The sequence below is a fragment of the Desulfobacter latus genome, from assembly GCF_013389365.1.
In the GTDB taxonomy this organism is placed as follows: domain Bacteria; phylum Desulfobacterota; class Desulfobacteria; order Desulfobacterales; family Desulfobacteraceae; genus Desulfobacter; species Desulfobacter latus.
The window spans coordinates 1-21,747 of sequence record NZ_JACADJ010000015.1; the positions used below are offsets into that span (position 1 = coordinate 1).

The 21,747-nt window shown below is 49.7% G+C and carries 14 protein-coding genes; 12 read left to right on the forward strand and 2 right to left on the reverse strand.

Going from position 1 to position 21,747, the window contains the following annotated elements:
- Positions 1-305: 305 nt before the first annotated feature.
- From HXW94_RS06505 to HXW94_RS06530, 6 genes are all read left to right on the forward strand, one after another.
- Positions 306-1,331, forward strand: coding sequence for an NAD(P)H-dependent glycerol-3-phosphate dehydrogenase (locus tag HXW94_RS06505; RefSeq protein WP_218576596.1), 1,026 nt, complete (start codon positions 306-308; stop codon positions 1,329-1,331).
- Positions 1,332-1,481: 150 nt separating this feature from the next.
- Positions 1,482-2,348, forward strand: a complete 867-nt coding sequence (mutM, locus tag HXW94_RS06510; RefSeq protein ID WP_178366086.1) for a DNA-formamidopyrimidine glycosylase — start codon at positions 1,482-1,484, stop codon at positions 2,346-2,348.
- A 262-nt stretch (positions 2,349-2,610) separates the two neighbouring features.
- A complete protein-coding gene (locus HXW94_RS06515) occupies positions 2,611-3,765 on the forward strand; it encodes a double-cubane-cluster-containing anaerobic reductase (protein ID WP_178366087.1) in 1,155 nt (384 codons plus the stop codon).
- Positions 3,766-3,781: 16 nt separating this feature from the next.
- The gene (locus tag HXW94_RS06520; protein WP_178366088.1) at positions 3,782-4,900 is read left to right on the forward strand and encodes a CmpA/NrtA family ABC transporter substrate-binding protein; all 1,119 of its coding nucleotides are present in this window, start codon (positions 3,782-3,784) and stop codon (positions 4,898-4,900) included.
- Positions 4,901-4,950: 50 nt separating this feature from the next.
- Entirely contained in the window at positions 4,951-5,784 is an 834-nt protein-coding gene (locus tag HXW94_RS06525; RefSeq protein ID WP_178366089.1) for an ABC transporter permease, read from the forward strand.
- Entirely contained in the window at positions 5,781-6,545 is a 765-nt protein-coding gene (locus HXW94_RS06530; protein ID WP_178366090.1) for an ABC transporter ATP-binding protein, read from the forward strand. Before HXW94_RS06525 ends, HXW94_RS06530 begins: the two co-directional genes overlap by 4 nt.
- Positions 6,546-6,914: 369 nt before the next feature.
- Here HXW94_RS06530 and HXW94_RS06535 read toward each other — a convergent pair whose 3' ends face one another.
- On the reverse strand, positions 6,915-7,613 hold the full coding sequence (locus tag HXW94_RS06535) for a cytochrome c biogenesis CcdA family protein (protein WP_178366091.1): 699 nt from the start codon (positions 7,611-7,613) through the stop codon (positions 6,915-6,917).
- 213 nt (positions 7,614-7,826) lie between these two features.
- On the opposite strand from HXW94_RS06535, the gene HXW94_RS06540 reads away from it, so the two are divergent.
- From HXW94_RS06540 to HXW94_RS06565, 6 genes are all read left to right on the forward strand, one after another.
- Positions 7,827-8,414 carry a rhodanese-like domain-containing protein gene (locus HXW94_RS06540; RefSeq protein ID WP_178366092.1) on the forward strand — a complete coding sequence of 196 codons (588 nt, stop codon included), beginning with the start codon at positions 7,827-7,829 and terminating at the stop codon, positions 8,412-8,414.
- A 134-nt stretch (positions 8,415-8,548) separates the two neighbouring features.
- Complete coding sequence (locus HXW94_RS06545) at positions 8,549-9,349, forward strand: NAD(+)--dinitrogen-reductase ADP-D-ribosyltransferase (RefSeq protein ID WP_178366093.1); 801 nt, start codon at positions 8,549-8,551, stop codon at positions 9,347-9,349.
- A 13-nt stretch (positions 9,350-9,362) separates the two neighbouring features.
- On the forward strand, positions 9,363-10,295 hold the full coding sequence (draG, locus tag HXW94_RS06550) for an ADP-ribosyl-[dinitrogen reductase] hydrolase (protein ID WP_178366094.1): 933 nt from the start codon (positions 9,363-9,365) through the stop codon (positions 10,293-10,295).
- A 202-nt stretch (positions 10,296-10,497) separates the two neighbouring features.
- Positions 10,498-11,160, forward strand: coding sequence for a fumarylacetoacetate hydrolase family protein (locus tag HXW94_RS06555; protein ID WP_178366095.1), 663 nt, complete (start codon positions 10,498-10,500; stop codon positions 11,158-11,160).
- A gap of 22 nt (positions 11,161-11,182) precedes the next feature.
- Entirely contained in the window at positions 11,183-13,972 is a 2,790-nt protein-coding gene (locus HXW94_RS06560) for a PAS domain-containing hybrid sensor histidine kinase/response regulator (protein ID WP_178366096.1), read from the forward strand.
- Between the two features lie 11 nt (positions 13,973-13,983).
- Positions 13,984-17,574 (forward strand): cache domain-containing protein, encoded by a 3,591-nt coding sequence (locus HXW94_RS06565; protein WP_178366097.1) that lies wholly within the window; start codon positions 13,984-13,986, stop codon positions 17,572-17,574.
- Positions 17,575-17,626: 52 nt separating this feature from the next.
- Here HXW94_RS06565 and hrpA read toward each other — a convergent pair whose 3' ends face one another.
- Entirely contained in the window at positions 17,627-21,643 is a 4,017-nt protein-coding gene (gene hrpA / locus HXW94_RS06570) for an ATP-dependent RNA helicase HrpA (protein ID WP_178366098.1), read from the reverse strand.
- Positions 21,644-21,747 lie beyond the last annotated feature (104 nt).

Below are 21,747 nucleotides of genomic sequence, written 5' to 3' on the forward strand. Positions count from 1 at the left end.
GCATAATCAACGCTGATCTGAACGGTGCATTAAACATCATTCGAAAAGAAGTTCCTGAATCCCTTAATGAACTTATAAGGATAAGGAATAGAGGCTGTGGGTTTCAGCCATTTAAAGTGCTTGCATTCTAATAAAAAAATTCTATTTGAGTCGTAAGTTTAATTCTTTAAATTACTATTTGATATAATTTTGTAACCTAGTTGAATCTCTTTGGAAATTAATATATAAGAGCTAACTTAATTTTAACAAATCAATGATCCGCCCGGATAACATTTTGCCGGGGCGGGCAGGAATAAAACCGTCTTATGGATATCATGAATACAAAAATCGGCGTTGTCGGGGCTGGTGCCTGGGGAACAGCACTTGCTAAAATGCTTGCGGATAAAGGATTTACCCTGGATCTGTGGGCTTTTGAAACAGAGGTAAAAGAGGAAATTACCCGTCACCGGGAAAACAGAAGTTTTCTGCCCGGGTTCAGCCTGCCTCCGGGAATTATACCTACCAATGATATTGAAAAGGCCGTGTCCGGAAAAGATCTTGTACTCATGGTAGTGCCTTCCCATTGCATGCGCGCTGTGGCCACACAGATGAAGTCTTTTGTCTCTCCGGGCACGATTCTGGTCAGTGCCTCCAAGGGTATTGAAAATAAAACCCACATGACCATGACTGATATTTTGTCCGAAATTATTGACTTTCTCCCGGACCACAATTTCGGTGTGGTATCCGGCCCAAGTTTTGCCAAGGAAGTAGCTGCCGGGGTACCAACGGTCGTGGCTGCAGCCGCACTGAAAAATGAGGTAGCCAAATTTATCCAGAACGTGTTTTCTGCGCCCAATTTCCGGGTCTACGTTAACCATGATATTGTAGGCACTCAGATCGGCGGGGCCATGAAAAATGTGATCGCCATTGCCGCAGGGATTTGTGACGGAATGAATATGGGACTTAATCCCAGAGCTGCCCTGATCACCCGGGGGTTGGCGGAGATGAATCGTTTGGGCATCCGCCTGGGGGCAGATCCCTTAACACTTTCCGGATTGGCCGGCGTTGGTGATCTATTGTTGACCTGTACAGGATTTCTCAGTAGAAATTACACTGTCGGCAAACAGATCGGGGAAGGCAAATGCCTGGATGAGATTATTTCGGAAATGCGCATGGTGGCTGAAGGTGTTAAGACCACCCGCTCCATTTATAACATGTCAAAAAAGCTCAATGTCGATCTGCCCATCTGTGCCGAAGTCTATTCTGTTCTGTTTGAGAACAGCCCTGTGGGAAAAACCGTAGAACGACTTATGGGCCGGCCTTTGAAACATGAACTGGCCGGCATTATTTGATTCTCATATCTCTGGCTGCCGGTATTTTTACCGGCAGCTTTTTTTGTTTACCGACTTCCGTTTGACTCGATAATTGAGTTTGCGTGTTCGGTTTGTCCCGGGGACGTTATTGTTATAAATTTTATCTGGTGTAAGGAAGCAGATCATAACATGCCCGAATTACCGGAAGTTCAGACCGTGGTAGACACCCTTTGTCACGCTGGAATTATCGGCAGACATATTGTCGGTGTAGAGGTAAACTGGTCCAGAACCATATCGGATCAAACACCGGAATCATTTACTCGTTGCATAAAAGGACTTGCCGTCACTTCTATCCGGCGACGGGGCAAATACATAATTTTTGATTTTGATGCGTCTTTTAGTTTGTTGATTCACTTGCGCATGACCGGCCGCATGCTGGTGACAAGCAATACTGAGCCCATATCAAAGCATGTACATGTCGTGTTACATCTCAGCGACAACCGCTGTCTGCATTTTCATGACACCCGCAAATTCGGCCGCATGCACCTCACGAAGCATCCTGAAACAGTACTTGACAGATTGGGACCTGAGCCCCTGTCCCCCAAATTTACCGCTAGGCAATTTCAAAAGGCGCTGCTGTCTCGTAACCGCCGCCTGAAGCCGCTGTTATTGGATCAAACCTTTATTGCCGGTTTGGGTAACATTTATGTGGATGAGGCCCTGTGGGCATCCAAAATTCACCCCCTGCGCATCGCATCAACCCTGGCCGACCATGAAATCAAAATGCTCCACCGGGCCATTCGAAAGGTGCTGCGCAAAGGGATCCAAAACAATGGAACATCTTTGGGCGGCAGTAAAGCCAACTTTATTTCAGCAGACCACAAACAGGGGCGCAATCAGCTTCAATTAAATGTATTCCGGCGCACAAACCAGCCCTGCCCAAGATGCCGGAATAAAATCAAACGTATCATTGTCGGTCAGCGAAGCAGCCATATTTGTGAGACCTGTCAATTTGCACCTCCCATTGCACCTCCCAAACAAGAAAGTAAAACATAAGGGCATCAAAGGGCCGGGCGTTTCAAGGCAGATGAGATCCAGGGGCTGGGATATTGGGGAGCATATTGAAATATGTACTCATTGTCACAGCGTTTATTTTGATTATGAGCCTAAGAGCCTGTTTAATCCATAGAAAATTTCTATACTCCTATAAGAATTGCATTCAAATTACCTTTTTGACTTCATCGGGCAATCCCAATATCTTGCTACGTTTAAAGTCTGGCTCTGGCCAGGCCTAACTTCTAAAGCAATGAGGACAACCATGACTTTGAATAATTTGGATGGCTGTATAGCGCCTTTCAAAGCTTTTTCCGAGCAGAGCATTGCCGACCTGGATGCCTGGCAGGAGAAGGGGGGCAAAATTGCCGGCATCTATTGCGTCTATGCCCCCGCTGAGCTGATACGCGCAGCAGGGGTGGTGCCGGTAAGTCTCTGCGGTAAAAAACAGGCCCCCATCCAGGACGCGGAACGGGATCTCCCTGCCGGTTTCTGTCCATTAATCAAGTCCAGTTACGGCTATGCCATCACCGATACCTGCCCATTTTTCAGTTTTTCGGACTTCTTGGTGGCGGAAACCACCTGTGACGGCAAAAAAAAAATGTATGAACTGATGGGCGCGATCAAGCCCCTTCATCTCATGCACCTTCCCCATACCCAGGCCGGACAGGCGGCCCTGGACTATTGGGCCGCCGCTTTTAAAGACCTGGAAGACTTCCTGACATCGGCATCCGGCCGTAGCGTCACCTCCGAAGACCTCCGGTTTCAGATCCGGGAGCAAAATCAAATCCGTCAGCTTCTGCTTGAAGTGGCCCTGCTGGCAGCGGACCCAAGGTCTCCCATGACAGCCTTGGAGATGCTGGCCGTCCAGGAGAGCAAAAGTTTTTGCGTCTTTCCGGAAAAATATCTACAACACCTGACCCGGCTTAAATCCGGCCTGGAAGACTTCCTGGCCCAACCCGCTCTGCCGGCCCATCGCGGCGTTCGTGTTCTTTTAACCGGCTGCCCCGTGGGCAAGGGGTCCGATAAGGTCATCAATATCATAGAAGAGCTGGGGGCCAGGGTGGTCTGTATGGAAAACTGCTCAGGACTCAAAGGGATGAGCCTGGCTGTGGATGAAACCGGCGATCCTTACAAGGCTCTGGCCCGGCGCTATCTGCAAATCCCCTGCTCCTGCATGACCCCCAATCCCAACCGCATGTCAGACCTCCGGCAGATGGCGGTGCAGTTTAAAGCCGATGCCATCGTGGATCTGACCTGGCTGGGCTGCCATACCTACAATGGCGAATCCCTTGCCATCCGGACCCTTGTGGAGGAAGAACTGAATCTGCCCTTTTTACACATTGAAACGGATTACTCGGACTCTGATCTGGAACAACTAAAGACCCGCATTGAAGCATTGATGGAATTATCACAATAAACTTTAGGAGGACCCAATGACGCGATTAAAATTCATTCTTGCCTGTACTCTGATTCTGGCTGCCGCCCTTGGGGCGGGTCCTGCCCAGGCCGCTAAATCCAAATTGCCCAGCATTTATATGGGCTATATATTTACGACCCACCATACCCCCCTCATGGTGGCTGCCGTCAAGGGGGAAGAGTTCAAGGATTCCGGCGCCTTTCTTAAACCCCTGGTGCCCAAGCAGAAATACCAATTGGTCGCAGCTGACGGCAAGCCCCTGGCGGTGATTAACCTTATCGTTTCCAAAAGCGGCTCTGAAGCCGCTACCCTCTTTGCCATGAACCGCATGGATATCGGACTTGCCTCCAGTACAGCCTTTATGAGCGGCATTGATAAAGGCACCCCCATGAAAATTCTTTGTCCCCTGCATGTGGACGGTATGAGCATGGTCTTTCCCTCAGACAGCAAAATCAGCGGATACGACGATGTGGCCCGTACGATCAAAGCCTCTGCAACCCCGTTTAAAATTGGGTACCATTCCCCCACCTCCGCCCCCAGGGTTGTCTTTGAAGGGGCCCTGCACAAGGCCGGTTTCAAAATCTCCGGTAATCCCAACGATGTGGATGCGGACATCCTCATGGTGGATCTGAAATCCACCGCCAACCTGATCCCGGCCCTTTTAGGTCACCAGGTGGACTGCTGGGTGGGCCCGGCCCCCCATCCTGCCGTGGCCGAGTACAAAAATGCCGGGCATATCGGCCTGGACTCCCGAGACCTGCCCCCCAAGGGCGACTGGGTTGATTTTCCCTGCTGCGTCATGGGGGCCGGCGACAAACTCATTGCCGACCATCCCGGGATTATTCAGGCCATGACCGATCTAATGACCGATGCTTCCGACTGGAGTAATGCCCACAAGACAGCGGCCGCCAAAATCTCGGCCGCCTGGATCGGTGTGCCGGCCCAGGCCATTGAAAAATCCAGCATCATTTATACCACAAATCCTAGCCCCAACTGGCTCAAGGGCGAGGACGTGTTCCTGACCATGCTCAATAGCATGAACAAGTTCAAGGGGCAGATGAAGGGCAAGGACCTGAAGGCCGCCACCCCGATTCTCTACGATTTTTCCTTTGTGAAAAAGAGCCTGGCCAAATAGGACGGATTCGTGGGCCGGGATATCCCGGTCCACTGGATTGTTTACATGATATGAAATTTTTTTCCTTTGCCGTTCCCCTGCTGGCTCCCGTCCTTCTGGTCCTGTGTTGGATATGGATGGCGGCACGGATCGCCAATCAGGTGATTCTGCCTCCCATGGACCAGGTGCTGTATATCCTGGCCCATCCCTTTGAGGACTTGATCAGCATGGGGTCGCTGACCAGTAATCTCCTGGTCAGCCTGGTCCGGGTGCTGCTGGGCTATGCATCAGCCGTCGCCATCGCCATCCCCCTGGGGGTGATCATGGGATATTACGGCATGGTCTTCAAGGCCTTTAACGGATTTTTGAACCTGTTCAGGCCTATCCCGCCCCTGGCCTGGGTGCCTCTGGTCATGGCCTGGTTCGGTATCTCCAGTCTGGCCACCATGACCGGGGTGGAAACCGGACAATGGTATGTCTATCTGAACAACATCAAATTTTCCATGCTTTTTATCATTTTTGTGGGGGCCTTTTATCCTATCCTTACCGCTACCATCCACGGGGTACGCAGCGTGAACGCCACCCTCCTTGATTCCGCCCGGGTCCTGGGAGCCGGCCAGAGCCAGATTTTCAGAAAAATTCTGATCCCGGCGGCTATGCCTGCCATTATCACGGGTATGCGCATCGGTCTGGGCATTGCCTGGATGTGCCTGGTCTCGGCAGAGATGCTGCCCGGTTCCCTGTCCGGCATCGGCTACATGATCACCCATGCCTTTACCCTGGCTTCCACAGATATCGTCATTGCCGGCATGATCTCCATCGGCTGCGTCGGAGCTCTCATGGATATGGTTTTCCGCCGCGTTGAAAAGCAAAAATTTTCCTGGCAGAGGCAGACCAATTCATGAGCGACACCCCCATCATCAACATCCAGGGGCTGTCCAAGTCCTTTGCCACAAAATCCGGTGACCAGCTGCAGGCCCTGGATGATATCAATCTATCCATTCGCCCCCGGTCCTTCACCTGCATTGTGGGGCCGTCGGGATGCGGGAAATCCACCATCCTGCGCATCGCCTCGGGCCTGGAAAAGGCCAGCCTGGGCCAGGTACTCTACAAGGGCGATCCAGTGGTAAAGCCCGGTGCCGACATCGGGCTGGTCTTCCAGGAGTACTCGCTTTTTCCCTGGCTGTCGGTCCTGGACAATGTGGCGGCCGGTCCGGAATTTGCCGGGGTGGATAAGCAGACCCGCCACAGGGATGCGCTAGGCTTTCTCAACATGGTTAATATGGCCGAGTTTAAAGACGCTTTTCCCCACGAGCTGTCCGGGGGCATGCGCCAACGGGTGGCCATTGCCCGGGCCCTGGCCAATGAACCGGACGTCCTGTTCATGGATGAGCCTTTCGGAGCCCTGGACGCCCATACCCGCATCCTGCTCCAGCAGGAGCTGCTCAGCCTTTGGGAAATGACCCATAAAACCGTTGTGCTGGTCACCCACAGCGTCGATGAAGCGGTCTTCCTGGCTGATGAAATTGTGATCATGTCCGCCCGCCCCGGCCGGATTCAGGATGTGCTTACCGTGGACATGTCCCGGCCCCGGACCCGTGCGGACAAGGCCTTTGGCGAGCTTTCCGAATTTCTGCTCCACTCCCTTTCCCCGGACCGGGTTTGATCATGCAAACTGAAAATTTTCAAGAAAAGATGCGGATGCCCCGAGCCGGTAAAAAACAGACAGGCGCTTAGCTTTGGCTTGTTCACGAAGTTTCACGAACTCCCGCAAAAAATTCAGCATGGTCATCTACAGGCTGGGCAGCAACGGCATTGAGCAATTCCATAGACGGTTCTCAACGTCGGCCTTGATCATTGTTTCGGCCAATGCGTGGAAGGTAGGTTGGGTTGAGGAACGAAACCCAACAAATACAAAATGTTGGGTTTCACTTCGTTCAACCCAACCTACACGGTGGTCAAAATGATGATCAAGGCCTCAACGTCTATGCGGAAAATAAATGCGATTGGTTTGTCATGCGCTTCTTGCCGGAATTTAAAAAGTGGCCAGAAGCCGGAACTTGTCAAAGATCAAAAGCAAACCAATGACAATAAGCAGTCCACCTGCGCATTTATTGATAAAGGCCATGGCCCGGGTGGCTTTTTTCATGAAACTGAACATGGAATTAATAAAGATGGATATCACAATAAAGGGCAGGGCCATACCCGCTGAATAGGTCGCCAGAAGCAGTACGCCTTTAAGGACAGTGTTCTGACTGCCTGCCACAATGAGTATGCTGCCCAGCATGGGGCCGATGCACGGGCTCCATCCCGCGCCAAACGCCATGCCGATTAAAAATGTGCCAAACAGATGAAAAGGTGTCTCCTTGAAATGAAATTTACGTTCAAACTGAAAACTTTTAATGTTGATGATACCGAGCAGATGCAGTCCGAAAACCAGAATAATGCCGCCCCCTACATAGCGTACAACCCAGGAATATCGGGAGGCAAGCCCGCCAAGAAAAGAGGCGGATGCCCCGAACAGGATGAAAATAAAGGAGAATCCGGCGACATAGGCCAGGGTGGAGCGGATGACCTTTTTGCGCACGTCCTTATCGTCCGCTGTCAGTTCATCTAAAGAGAGCCCTGTGATAAAGCTGAAATAGGCTGGGATCAGCGGCAGCACACAAGGGGACAGAAATGACAGAAGGCCTGCCGCAAACGCGGCAGGAAATGTAATAGTCTGTGTCAGCATGGTATTATTTCCTTTAATATTAAATGCTCATGTCAACCTAAGCTTTTTTGGCCTGGTTTTCAAGCCTGATCAACCTTTCACGGGTCAGGCGATTTATCACGTAAGGTGAAATAAATAATACTTTTCCCGATCGATTTTTTCTGATAAACCTTTTTTTCGTAGATAGCCGCTATATCAATTATTAATAACAAGCATTATTACAAGAGGTTAAAAATGAAAAAAAGTAATTATTTTTGTATGGTTGCTGTTCTGATTATCACTTCATTGATTGCTGTAGGCTGTGCTAAAGACCTACCAGTGGCCTATTCGATAAAAAAGGCGGGACATAAAGGAGGAGATCTGACGCCGCCCCAGGCATATAAATGGGCAACTGAAGATGCGCATGTTTTTATTGTGGATGTTCGAACCCGTCCCGAGCATGTTCTGGTTGGACATCCAACTATTGCATATCATGTTCCGGTGAAATTTTGGACAGGAAAACATGCCAGCAAAGGGTACGGTATGAAAATTAATGAAAATTTTTCAAAGGATCTTAAAAAACGGTTCAATCCTGAAACCGATACGCTTATTTTTATGTGTCGAAGTGGCAGCCGTTCTTGTGAAGCGACAAACCTGGCAGCGTTAGAGGCCGGTTGGCCGACAGATAAAATATACAATATGATGGGAGGATTTGAAGGAGATAAAGTAAAAGATAAAGATAGCGTGTATTACGGAAAGCGTATGCTGGGTGGTTGGAAGAATGAAGGACTGCCATGGACGTATAAAATAGACTCTAAGCTTGCCTATCTTGAAGCGGATTAAGGCGTCGCGCTATTGCTTTTTTTCTTGCGCTTGATCGAGGTGTTATTACAAGCAAGCGCAAGATTAAGAGCAAGATGGCATACCGCCGCAAATTTAGAACGGTTGCAGTTTTTTTGTTGGTTATAAAATAATTTATGTTCGATTATCATTATCAATACAGCTTGTGCAGTGTGCCGGCATGGGTCCTTGGCTCCCGGGAATTCAATGCCGATCCTGCGCCGTTAAGTGTTCATGGTGTACGGGCTGCCCATGCCCATTTTTTTAAAAAGTTGGATAACCTTTCCAACTGGGAAGAACGGGCAAGAATATTTCAAGATTACATGGAAGTTGCGTTTCATCTTCATCAATGGCGGGAAAAAGATAATGTTGGTAAACTGCTCAGCATAAAACACAGTTACCTGAGATTTCTCCGGGGATGGCTTTTTGATGCCGATTCCGTTGAAGGGGCTGTTTTGAAGGGATGGGTGGAAAGCAGGATGGGGTTGCCCCCAACCTATCATGGCGGCCGGATCAACGGAAAAGAGAGTAACGCGTATTTAGCATACCTGAAGGATCGCATGAAAGGTTCAGGGCGGACCAACGCTATCTTTTCCCAGTTGGATCTTCTCTATGAATTTGTTCAGTACGAGCTGGGGCGTCGCGATCCCGACACGACGCACATTACCCTTTTCAGAGGTGTGCATGGATTTTACGATCATGAATTGCTTGAATGGGATGCCAAGACGGGTAAAGGAGTGGTCCGGCTCAATAATCTAAATTCCTTTACCCATGATTTTGAGCGGGCCTGGGAATTCGGCACATTCGTTATTGAAGCCCGGGTGCCGGTTTCAAAAATTTTTTTTGACGGTGCATTTCTCCATGCCGGGATACTCAAGGGGGAGGAGGAAGTATTGGTCATTGGCGGCATATATGATATCTCCAGGCGAATAATATAACAGGAAAGCCATCATGCAACCGGTCCGGATACCTGACAGAAAGCAAATTGCGGCAAAGGCAAAAGGGGCTTTTGTCGGTCTTGCTGTCGGCGATGCCCTGGGGGCGACGACCGAGTTCATGACGCCTGAGGAAATCAAATTACAATATGATGTACATAAACAGATGATCGGCAAAGGATGGCTCTATCTCAAAGCCGGCCAGGTGACGGATGACACGGAAATGTCCATGTGTATCGGGCGGGCCATTCAAAAGTCCCGGGGATGGAACCTTACCGCCGTTGCAGACGAATTTGCGGATTGGGTGAAAGGCCGCCCGGTTGATGTCGGCGCTACATGTGCCCGGGGAATCAGAAACTACATTCTCCACCAAACCCTTGAAGCGAAACCAAGTCGTTGGAGTGCCGGAAACGGGGCCTTGATGCGCATGCTGCCCGTTGCGCTTTACACCCTGGGCAATGAAAACTTCCTTGCGCAATATGTGGTGGAACAGGCTCACCTGACGCACAATAATCCGTTGTCTGATGCGGCATGTATCTTTTTTGGCCGTTTGCTTCATGAGATCATGATGGGTGCTGAATTTGGTCATCTTCTGGCCCAGACCAAAGGCTTTGTAAATGAACACCCGGATTTTTGTTATGATCCGTATCCGGGTAAAAGCTCTGCCTACGTCGTGGATACGGTGCAGACCGTTTTTCATTTTTTATTTTCAACGGACAATTTTGAAGATTGCCTCATCGGGACGGTAAACCAGGGAGGAGATGCCGATACGACCGGCGCTCTGGTCGGGATGCTTGCAGGCGCTTTCTATGGGATTGAGGGCATACCGAAACGCTGGCTGAAACGACTGGATTCCCGTGTTTATTCGGAGGTCGATGCGCTTTCCGAATATTTGGTGAATCACTCTCCGGCACTTTTGCCGTTAAGGAATAAGACCGAAATAACTTAACCTGGGAGCGCGCTCCCGGATATAGCAAAAGGGGCAAGTTATTTAAGACCCGTTCCTGAAGATGATAAAGTACACATGCTTAAATTTAGAGTATAGGAATTTCCCAGCACCCAGCACCCAGTACCCAGTACCCAGCACCCAGCACCTAACAGCCCGCCCAAAGGGCGCTAATTTAATGAGATTGAATGTAAAAAAGGAAATTATGAAATATCAACATGTATTTAACGACGGGTCTGCGTGCGACCTGCCGGTGGGAAAGGTGGTTTGTGTCGGTCGCAATTATGTGGATCATATCAAGGAACTGGACAATCCCATGCCCACAGAACCTGTTTTATTTATCAAACCGGCAACATCACTGCAGTCGATCAGTCAGCCCATTGTGATTCCTGAGTTTACCAGGGACTGCCACAATGAAACGGAATTGGCGGTGTTGATCGGCAAGGCGGTCAGCAGGGCAGGGCGAAAAGAGGCTGAGGCGGCGGTTGCAGGTTTCGGGATTGCATTGGATCTGACCCTGCGGGATATCCAGAAATCCCTGAAGGAAAAGGGGTTACCCTGGGAAAAGGCAAAAGCATTTGATGGTTCTTGTCCCATCTCTCCCTTTATTAAGCCTGACGACCTGCCAACCCCCCAGGATACGCGCTTGAAACTGGACGTGAATGGCCAGGTACGGCAGGATGAGAGTACCAAACTGATGATTCACAAGATCTTTGACTTGATTGTCTACATGTCCGTTTTTTTTACATTGTTGCCGGGAGATGTTATCCTTACCGGAACTCCAGCCGGGGTGGCTGCGTTGAAATCCGGTGATAAGTTGATGTTGTCGCTTGACGGCCGGTTTGACTTTTCTGCATCTGTTGCATGAGAATAAAAACGGGAGGCGCGGGATGGATAATCAAAGCAACAAAATAAACGAAGCGTATCAGCGCACAATTCTTCAGACCACCGCCGACGGCTTCTGGCTGATTGACGGCAAGAGTCGCATTGTCGAGGTAAACCGGGCCTATTGTCAAATGACCGGCTACAGCCGTGATGAACTCATCGGTCTGAGCATTGGCGACCTGGACGCCATGGAAACGCCGGCGGAAATCGCGCGGCGTATCAGGCGCATCATGCAGGTCGGCCATGAGATATTCGAGACCCGCCACCGCCGCAAGAACGGCAGCGTCTTTCCCGTCGAAGTCTCGACCACCTACATCAAGGCACGTGAAGGGCAGTTTGTCTGCTTTTGCCGCGACCTGACGGAACGCAAGCAGGCGGAAGAGGCGTTGAAACGGCATCACGCCATGCTGGCCCGCACCGAGGCCCTGGCTCATGTGGGCAGCTGGGAGTGGGAAGCCGAAGGCGACAAGGTCACCTGGTCCGAAGAACTGTTCCGCATCTTCGGACTCGAACCCATGGAAAAAGCCCCTTCATTTGCCGAGCACCAGGCTTTTTATGTCCCAGCGGATCGCGTGCGTCTGCTCAAGGCGGTTGAAGACTGCCTGCAAAACGGCATCCCTTATGATTTGGAATTAAGTTTCACGCACACCGACGGACAGTTGCGTCACTGCATCGTGCGGGGAATTCCAGAACACGGCGCCGATGGCGCGGTCAACCGTCTGTATGGCAGTCTGCATGACATCACGGAAATAAAGCGCGCCAAAGAACGCATTGCCATCCTGGGCCACATGCTTGATGAGGCCCCCGCTTCGATCACGATTCACGACACCGAGGGACGCTTTCTCTACGCCAACCGCAAAACCATTGCACTGCACGGGTATGCCGATCTGGATGAGCTCCTGAAGATCAATCTTCATCAGCTCGACGTGCCGGAAAGCGAGGCCCTGCTGGCCGAACGCTTCCGTAAGATCAACGAGACGGGCGAAGCCCGCTTCGATGTCGAACACTATCGCAAGGACGGCTCGACTTTCCCCCTTGAAGTTCTGGCCAAAAAGATCGAATGGGAAGGCCGGCCTGCCGTTCTGAGCATCGCCACGGACATCACCGAGCGCAGGCAGAATGAAGAGGCCCTTGCCCGACAACAGCGATCCATCAATCTATCCAGTCAGATCGCCAGTGTTTTTCTGATCTCCTCCCGGAACGAGGTCTTTGCTGATATTCTCGATGTCCTCCTGAGTGCCCTGGACAGCCGGTTCGGCTATTTCGGGTATATTGATGAGGCCGGCGACCTGGTCTGCCCCTCCATGACGCGGGAGATCTGGGATCAATGCCGGGTGCCTGAAAAGAGCATTGTTTTCCCCCGAGCCGACTGGGGCGGGCTGTGGGGTCGGTCGCTGATGGAGAAGCAGACATTGGTCGCCAACGAAAACCTCCGGATTCCCGAAGGACATGTGGCCCTGGAGAACGCCCTGGCAACGCCCATTGTACACAACGATAAACTGATCGGCCAGTTTGTCCTGGCCGACAAGGCGGGGGGATACGACAAAGATGACCGGGACCTTCTGGAGAGCGTGGCAGCGCAAACGGCGCCGATTCTGTTTGCCATCCAGAAAGAGGCCCGTCAAAAAAAAGCGCATGAAAAACTGGAAGAGCAAATGCGTCAGGTCCAGAAAATGGAGGCCGTAGGCCGTTTGGCCGGCGGCGTGGCCCACGATTTTAACAACATGCTGGGGATTATTCTTGGACATGCGGATATGATCCTGGAGGAGATGGACCCGGATCAGGCATTGTATGCCGATCTGACGGAAATCAGAAAAGCCGGTGAACGCTCCGCCGATCTGACCCGGCAACTCCTGGCGTTTGCCCGCAAACAGACCGTGGCCCCCAAGGTACTCGACCTCAACAAGACCGTGGCAGGCATGCTCAAGATGCTTACTCGGCTGATCGGTGAAGATATCGATATGGCCTGGATTCCGGGCGAGAAGGTGTGGCCGGTAAAAATCGATCCCGCCCAGATCGACCAGGTTCTGGCCAACCTGTGCGTCAACGCCCGGGATGCCATTGCTGATGTCGGCAAAGTAACCATCGAAACGGGCAACATCGTTTTTGACGAGGAATACTGCAAGGAACATGCGGGTTTTGTGCCCGGGGAGTATACGTTGCTGACGGTGAGTGACAACGGTTGCGGCATGAACGCCGAGACCCTTGAAAATATCTTCGAACCGTTTTTCACCACCAAGGAATCGGACAAAGGCACCGGCCTGGGCCTGGCCACGGTCTATGGCGTGGTCAAGCAAAACAATGGTTTCATCAATGTTTACAGCGAGCCGGACCACGGCACGACCTTCAGGATCTACCTGCCGCGCCACCGGACAAAAGAGGTCCGGTGGCCGGACAAGGAAGCGATCCGACCCGCCGCGCGCGGTCACGAAACGATCCTGCTGGTCGAAGACGAGCCGGCCATCCTGAGAATGACCACGATGATGCTGACGCGGATCGGTTATAAGGTCCTTGCGGCCGGCACACCGGGAGAAGCCATTGCGCTTGCCCGTGAACACGCCGGCGATATTCACCTGCTCATGACCGATGTGGTGATGCCCGAGATGAACGGTCGGGACCTGGCAAAAAATCTGCTGTCACTTTATCCGAATCTCAAGCTATTATTCATGTCCGGCTATACCGCGAATGTGATCGCCCACCATGGTGTATTGGATGAAGGCGTGCAGTTCATTCAAAAGCCGTTCTCAAAGACGGACCTGGGCGTCAAAGTCAGAGCCGTCCTGGATCGGAAATAACGGATTCAATTATGAAACGATCAAAAAGTATCAAAAATATGTACCTCATCGGTATGATTTCAGTTGCTTTTATTTCAATCACAATTTCAAGTGTTGTGATGATTATAAAAGAATATCAAAATTTCAGAGTGGAGGCCGATGAAAGCAGGACGATTTATATAGATGAGCAAAAGGCATTAATAAAGAATGAAGTTGAGAAAGTTATTGAATATATAGAATACATGAAGTCTTTGACTGAAGAACGTTTAGAAAGAAACATGAAAAACCGAACGAATGAGGCCATTGCGATCGCTTCAAATATTTACAATGAAAATCGCGATATAAAAACCCGTACCGACATTGAAAAGATGATCAAAGATGCGTTACGTCCGGTACGCTTCAATCATGGGCGGGGATACTATTTTGCCACTGATTTGACAGGTATCGAGCAGCTTTTTGCAGACCGCCCTGAGCTTGAAGGTAAAAACCTGATCGGGATGACGGATACACAAGGTAAATTTGTCATTCAGGATATGATTAAAATCGCAAAAAATAAAAAGGAGGGCTATTATCGATATAATTGGACAAAACCTGGTGGGAAAGGAAAAGACTTTCCAAAAATTGCTTATATTAAATACTTTGAACCCATGGATTGGTTTATCGGCACCGGTGAGTATTTAGACGATGTTGAATCAGATATAAAAAAAGAAATATTGACCAGAATATCTAAGATAAGATTTGGCAAAGACGGTTATATTTTTGTTGTCGGTTTTGACGGCGTAACGCTGATGAACGCCACACAGCCGGATATCATTGGTAAAAACATTTGGGATATGACCGATCCAAACGGTGTCAAGGTAATACAGGCGGAGCGCAGAGCCGCAGAGACACCCGCAGGTGATTTCATCAGATACGTATGGGAAAAACCAACAACCAATATGCTTTCACCCAAGATATCCTTTATAAAAGGGGTTCATGATTGGCAATGGATGGTGGGCGCCGGTGCTTATCTCGATGAAATTGAAAGTCAGCTGGCCCAGAAAAAAGAGCTCCTTTTTGACGGTATGATAAAAGAATTCGTAGGAATTCTTTTGACTTTATTTTTGATCGTTATATTTATTTATCCCATCGCAAAACTTATTTCCAACCGATTAAAAAATAATTTTGACGTCTTTACCCGATTTTTTAAAGTGGCGGCAAATCAATCCATTAAAATAAAATCAGATCAGTTAAACCTTGTTGAATTTGAGCCCCTTGTTGAGGCAGCCAATCAAATGATCGAGGTGCGTGAAAAAAACAAAGCTCTTTTGGTTCAAAACGAACAGCGCTACAAAAAAGCCCAGGAAATGGGACAGGTAGGCAATTGGGAATATGATATCGGCAATGAAATATTCTGGGGATCAGAAGAAGCCAAACGCATATATGGTTTCGATCCTGAGAGTGAAAAATTTTTAACGGATGAAATAGAACATTGTATCCCGGAGCGTGAGCGGGTCCATCAGGCACTGATTGATTTAATCGAAAATGACAAACCCTATGACCTTGAATTTGAAATTCATCCTGTATCCGGCCCTGAACGGCGAATTGTAAAATCGATTGCCGAATTGGTTGGAAACGATGCCGGGGCGCCTTTAAAAGTCATTGGTGTCATCCAAGATATTACAGAGCAAAAGACGGCTGAAGAACTGATTATTCAAAGTCAAAGCCAGTTAAATGAAAAAAACCAACTTCTGTCTGCGATTCTTCAACACACACATATGATGGCTGCTTTCCTGGATTCTGAATTTAACTTTCTCTGGGTCAATCAGGCCTATGCGGATGCTTGTAAACGGCTACCCTCTTTTTTTCCAGGGAAAAATCATTTTGATCTGTATCCACATCAAGAGAATCAAATCATTTTTGAAACGGTTGTAAAAACAGGAAAAGAGTATTCTGTGGCTGCGAAACCATTTGAATTTCCCGACCAGCCGGAGCGAGGTGTAACATACTGGGATTGGAGTTTGATCCCGACAAAAACTGAATCCGGACTGGTTGACGGACTGGTTTTTACGCTATTTGAAGTAACTGACAGGATTGAAGCAGAAAAACAGGTTCATGATGCCAAAGAACGGTTTCAAAAAGTTTTTAACAGCCAGCTCGATGCGATTTTTATTTTAGGTCCGGAAAAACCGGCACGCATAATTGAAATGAACAAAGCGGTTTCAACGCTTTTTGGCTACACAAAAGATGAAATCCTGGGACAGCCGGCTGATATGCTGCATGTTAATGAAAAATATTTAGCCGAATTTCAGGATGCTTTATTTCATGCGGTTAAGACACAAGGGTATTTAAAGGATTTCGAATTTTCAATGAAACGCAAGGATGGTCGGATTTTTCCCACAGAACATACCGTTTTGGAGCTAAATGATGAGACCGGTCAAAGAACCGGCTGGGTTTCCATTGTTCGCGATCTTACAGAACGCAAAAAATTTGAATCACACATGCGTCAAACGCAAAAGATTGAATCCATAGGGAATCTTGCCGGCGGCATCGCCCATGATTTTAATAATATCCTCTTTCCAATTGTTGGTATGTCAGAGTTACTTCTTGAGGATCTCCCTCCCGAAAGCATTGAAAGAGAGAAGGCGCAAGAAATATATAAAGCAGGTAAAAGAGGCAGCGAACTTGTGAAACAAATCCTGGCATTCAGCCGTCAGTCCGATCAAAAGCCGATACCAACAAGGATTCAAAAGGTACTCAAGGAGGTGTCCAAACTTATTCGTCCCACAATTCCTGCAAATATTGAAATCACGTGGGATATACAACAGGATTGCGGCATGGTCATGGCAGACCCTACACAGCTGCATCAGATTGCAATGAATCTTATCACAAACGCTTATCATGCTGTTGACCCTGGGAATGGTAAAATTGATATCCGGTTAAAAGAAAAAGAATTTAAGACGCATTCGATTGAAAAAAAACAGATAGAACCTGGTCGTTATGCCGCATTGTCCGTATCCGACAATGGATGTGGAATAGATTCCGAGACCCTGGAAATGATATTTGAACCCTATTTCACAACCAAAGCACAAGGTAAGGGAACCGGTCTGGGTCTTGCAGTCGTTCACGGCATTGTTAAGGAATATGGTGGAGAAATTTTTGTTACCAGTAAGTCGGATAAAGGATCTTCTTTTGAAGTATGTATTCCACTGATGAAATCAGAATATAATCTTTTGACAGATGATTTACAGAACGTCGCGCCATCAGGAACGGAAAGAATTCTCGTTGTGGATGATGAAGTTCCAATCGCAAAATTAGAAGGCCAAATGCTTAAACGACTGGGGTACAAGGTAACCATCTCAATCGGCAGTCAAGAGGCACTGAATTCTTTTAAAAAGTCACCGGACGCATTTGATTTGATTCTTACTGATATGTCTATGCCGAATATGACAGGCGATCAGTTGGCTTATGAAATAAGAAAGATTACGCCGGGAATGCCTATCATTATCTGTACGGGTTTCAGTGAACGGATCAATAAGGAAAGAGCTGAAAAGATCGGTGTGAATGGGTTTCTTATGAAACCTATCGTTAAATCTGATATGGCCGGAATGGTTCGAAAAGTGCTGGATGAAACCCCAAAATAATTGGGGTCAGAGTATTTAATTTTACTCTGACCCCAATTATTCACCAATTATTTCATACCATGGTGGAGACATCCAGCAACGCCTTATCCAGGCGTTTGGCTGAAATTTTGAACCGGGTTTTCAGCTCCTGGGCATATACGGAAATTTTATACTCCTCCAGCATCCAGAAAAATGCTTCCACGGCCTTGGATTTTTCCTTTGACGAGCCCGGGTCCAGGCTTGATATCAGATGGGCAAGCTTTCGTTCATAGGGTGCAACAAGCGCTTTTTTCTGTGCCTCTTTGGTCGGGTTGTCCACCCAGCGCCTGGCACGGATGGACAGGCATTCCAGATTTTTAGGCAGCAAGGCAATCCGGTTTAAATCGTAGAGTTCCAGAAAATTGGCCGGACACAGGCTTTTCAGTTCATTGAATATTGCTGTTAATTCTTTGAAAATCACCGGTCGGTCTTTGGATGCAAGACTTAAGCGTTGCAGCAGGTCAAAACAGGCGGCATATTCCCGGCCCACGGCCAGAATGTCTTGCATGGCTTTGCGCCCAAGGAGATAGAGCTTGGGACGAATCGTCTGCACATGGGCGTCAAACGCTTTTTGGGTAAAGATCTCTTTTTGAAAAAACGCCTTTGCCATGGCATTGTAAGCCATGCCGGCAAAGGTGGGCCGGTCATTGAAACAGGGTGCGATCCGGCCTAAGCCCTCGGTCCTGTTTATATCTTTTTTCAATGCTTTGATATCATCGGGGAACATGATTTCAAACAGGCGACCCACCCCTTTGACGTGATTTTCCAAAGCCGCTTCCCTTGTTTTAAACAAGGTTAATGTCACCCCATGGCTGTCTTGCTCGCAACAAAGACCGGGAAAGGCTTTACGTCGGGCGTCATTGTTTTCGTCCAACAGGATTTCCGGTTCGATATCGGAAAAATTCCATTCCCGGAGACCTGTTTTTTCAAAGGCCTTTTTTGCCTGTTCAAAGGCATTGGTTTTTTCGGCAGGGTGCCGGCCGGCAAAAGCCCCGAGTTTTGACAAGTCCCTTAAGGATTTGATCTCCCTGTCTTTGTGGTCCCGGATGGATATCCGCATTTTCAAGTGATCCGCAAGATCCTCATCCGACCAGGCCGAGGCGGGGATCACAAGATCGAAATGCTTGCGGATGACAGCGGACAGCTTTGAATATAAAGGCGCATCCGAGTCGGGCAGGTGGTCTGCAATAAACTCAGCGCGCTGCTGGATGGGCATCAGCTTTACCCGATAGGTTTTGGGCAGGGCTTTGATCAGGGCGGCTATTTTTTCCCTGAGCAACCCCGGTACCAGAGTGTCTACCTGGTGGGGGCGGATAAGTGCCGCATCCTGGCTTGGCACTTTGAGGGTCACCCCGTCCGTCTTTGCCCCGGGGTTGAATTTGTAATCCAGGGCAAATTCCCCCTGGTCCGTGGCAAGGGTGTCGGGGAACCGGGCCAGAACCGCTTCGTCCACATCGGTTTTCTGCAGGTCCTCGCGGGTCATGCGCAGATAGGTATCCTCTTTTTTATCTTTGATGAATTTGGCAAAGGTGCGGATGTTGTAAAAGGGTTTGGGCAGCCGGGACTGGTAGAACAAATAGATGTCATCCTCCGAAGCCAGGATGTCCCGCTGGCGGGTTTTGTCCTCCAGGGTTGCGATCTCTTCCATGAGATTTTTGTTGTGGCTCATGAACCCGAACTCCTGGAAGATCTCCCCCTGGACCAATGCATGGCGGATGAACAATTCCCCGGACTCTTCAGGATTGATCTTTCCGTAGGCCACGGATCTGCCGCTTGCAAGGATAAGGCCGAACAAAGAGACCTGTTCGGATGCCACCACCTCCCCGCGTTTCTTTTCCCAGTGGGGATCACTGTAGGTGCGGGTGCAAAGGCTTTGGCCGATCTCTTCGATCCAGGCCGGGTCAATATTGCCCACACACCGGGCAAAAAGTTGGCTGGTCTTGACATATTCGGCCGCCACAATCCAGTTGCCGGCCTTATTGAACAGGCCGGAGCCCGGAAAAATGACAGCTTGTCTGCCCTTGGCCGCCGTGAAAAGGTTTTTCTCCTTTTTCTGGGCAATGCCGGCCAGATATCCGTGGAGAAGGGCCTTGTGGATGGCGGCATATAAGGGCCCGCCATGTTCAAACCGACCGGCCTCAGGGTCTGTGTTCTCCTGAACTGCCGGTGACGGGCCGGCCTGTTCAATGCCGTGTTCTTTGATCATCCGGGTAATCTGGCCATGGATATCCTGCCACTCCCGCAGTCGTTTGAAGGAGAGAAAATTTTCAATGCACCATTTGCGCAGGGCTGAGCGTGATTTCAGCCGCTTTCCGGCGTCGATGCAGGCATTCCAGATGTTGAGCAGGGTGATGAAGTCTGATGCCGGGTCTTTGAACTGGGCATGTTTCTGGTCTGCGGCCTGGGCCTTGTCTGCCGGCCGTTGACGGATGTCGGACACGGTCAGGGCTGTGGTGATGACGACCGCTTCTTGAAGCACACCCGTATCTCCGGCGTTGAGCAGGATGCGGGAGAGCTTGGGGTCCATGGGCAGCCTGGCCATTAAGCGGCCCGAAGGGGTGAGCCTGTATTTTTTGCCCTGTTGTTTTTTGCCGGCTTTGTTTTTATTGGCCTCAATGGCGTTCAGTTCCAACAGTGTGTCAAACCCGTCCTTGATGCTTTTGGGCGCCGGCGGATCAATAAAGGGGAAGCTGGAGACATCGCCAAGCTGCAGGGCAATCATGCGTAAAATCACTTCAGCCAGATTGGAGCGCAAAATTTCAGGGGTTGTAAAGAAAGGGCGGCCATTGAAATCATCTTCATCATAAAGCCGGATGCATACGCCGTTTTCCACACGGCCGCAGCGGCCCATGCGCTGGTTGGCACTGGACTGGGACACGGGGCTGACCGGCAGTGCCGTGGTCCGGGTTCTTGGCGAATAGGCGGGGATACGGGCAAGGCCGGTGTCCACCACATATTTGATGCCGGGGATGGTCAACGATGTTTCCGCGACATTGGTGGAGATTACGACGTTTCTGCCGGGGCCCGGAGCAAATACTCGGGCTTGTTCTCCGGCAGACAGCCGGGCAAACAGCGGCAGTATCGTGACCCCGGAAAGATTTTTCCCGTTAAGTATTTCCATGGTCTCTCCGATATCCTGCTCTGTGGGCATGAATATCAGGATGTCGCCGGTGTGGGTGCGCATTAACAGATCAGCGGTCTGTCGGGCGGCGGCCTCCACATATCCCGGGTCATCCGGGGTGCCGGCGTTGCTGTCTCCGGTATTACCATTCTCTTCAATGGGTGCATAGATCAGCTCCACCGGATACATCCGGCCGGACACCTCAATCACCGGGGCATTGTCAAAGGCTTTGGAAAATTTTTCCGTGTCGATGGTGGCACTGGTAATGATCAATTTGAGATCACGACGCTTTTTGACAAGGCCGCGCAGGATGCCTAGAACAAAATCAATATTAAGACTGCGCTCATGGGCTTCATCCACAATCAGGGTGTCATACTGGTTTAAAAAGCGATCCTGCTGGGTTTCCGCCAGCAGAATACCGTCGGTCATCAGCTTGATATAGGCTTTGTCGGGTGTGTGGTCATCAAACCGGATTTTATATCCCACGGATTGCCCCAAGGATTCGTTGAGTTCAAAGGCAATGCGTTTGGCCACGGTCATGGCGGCAATGCGCCGGGGCTGGGTGCAGCCGATCATGCCCGATATTCCACGGCCCGCTTCCAGGCATAATTTAGGAATCTGGGTGGTTTTACCGGATCCGGTTTCACCTGAAATGATCACCACGGGATGATCCTGGATGGCCTGAATGATTTTATTTTTTTCGGCATTGATGGGCAAATCCGGGTCAAAGCGGATGTTTTGGGGGCGGTTGTCCATGCGCTGCTGCCTGGTGTCAGCCGAAGCCCGGGCTTTTGCTAAAACATTTTTTAAATGATTTTTGCCCGGCCCCTGACCGGGTTTGCGCCTGCTGCGCAAGGCGCGGGCCAAAATATACCGGTCCCGGCACATGGCCTTGGGAATGAGTGCTTTGATTTGATCTGAAATTGACATAATACCGCCAATAGTAGCCAAGGTTTTAAAAATGTCAAATAAACCGTTTGAGACCAGCAATTTTTTTTGTTGACATGGATTTTGGAATAAGGGGATAACAACCA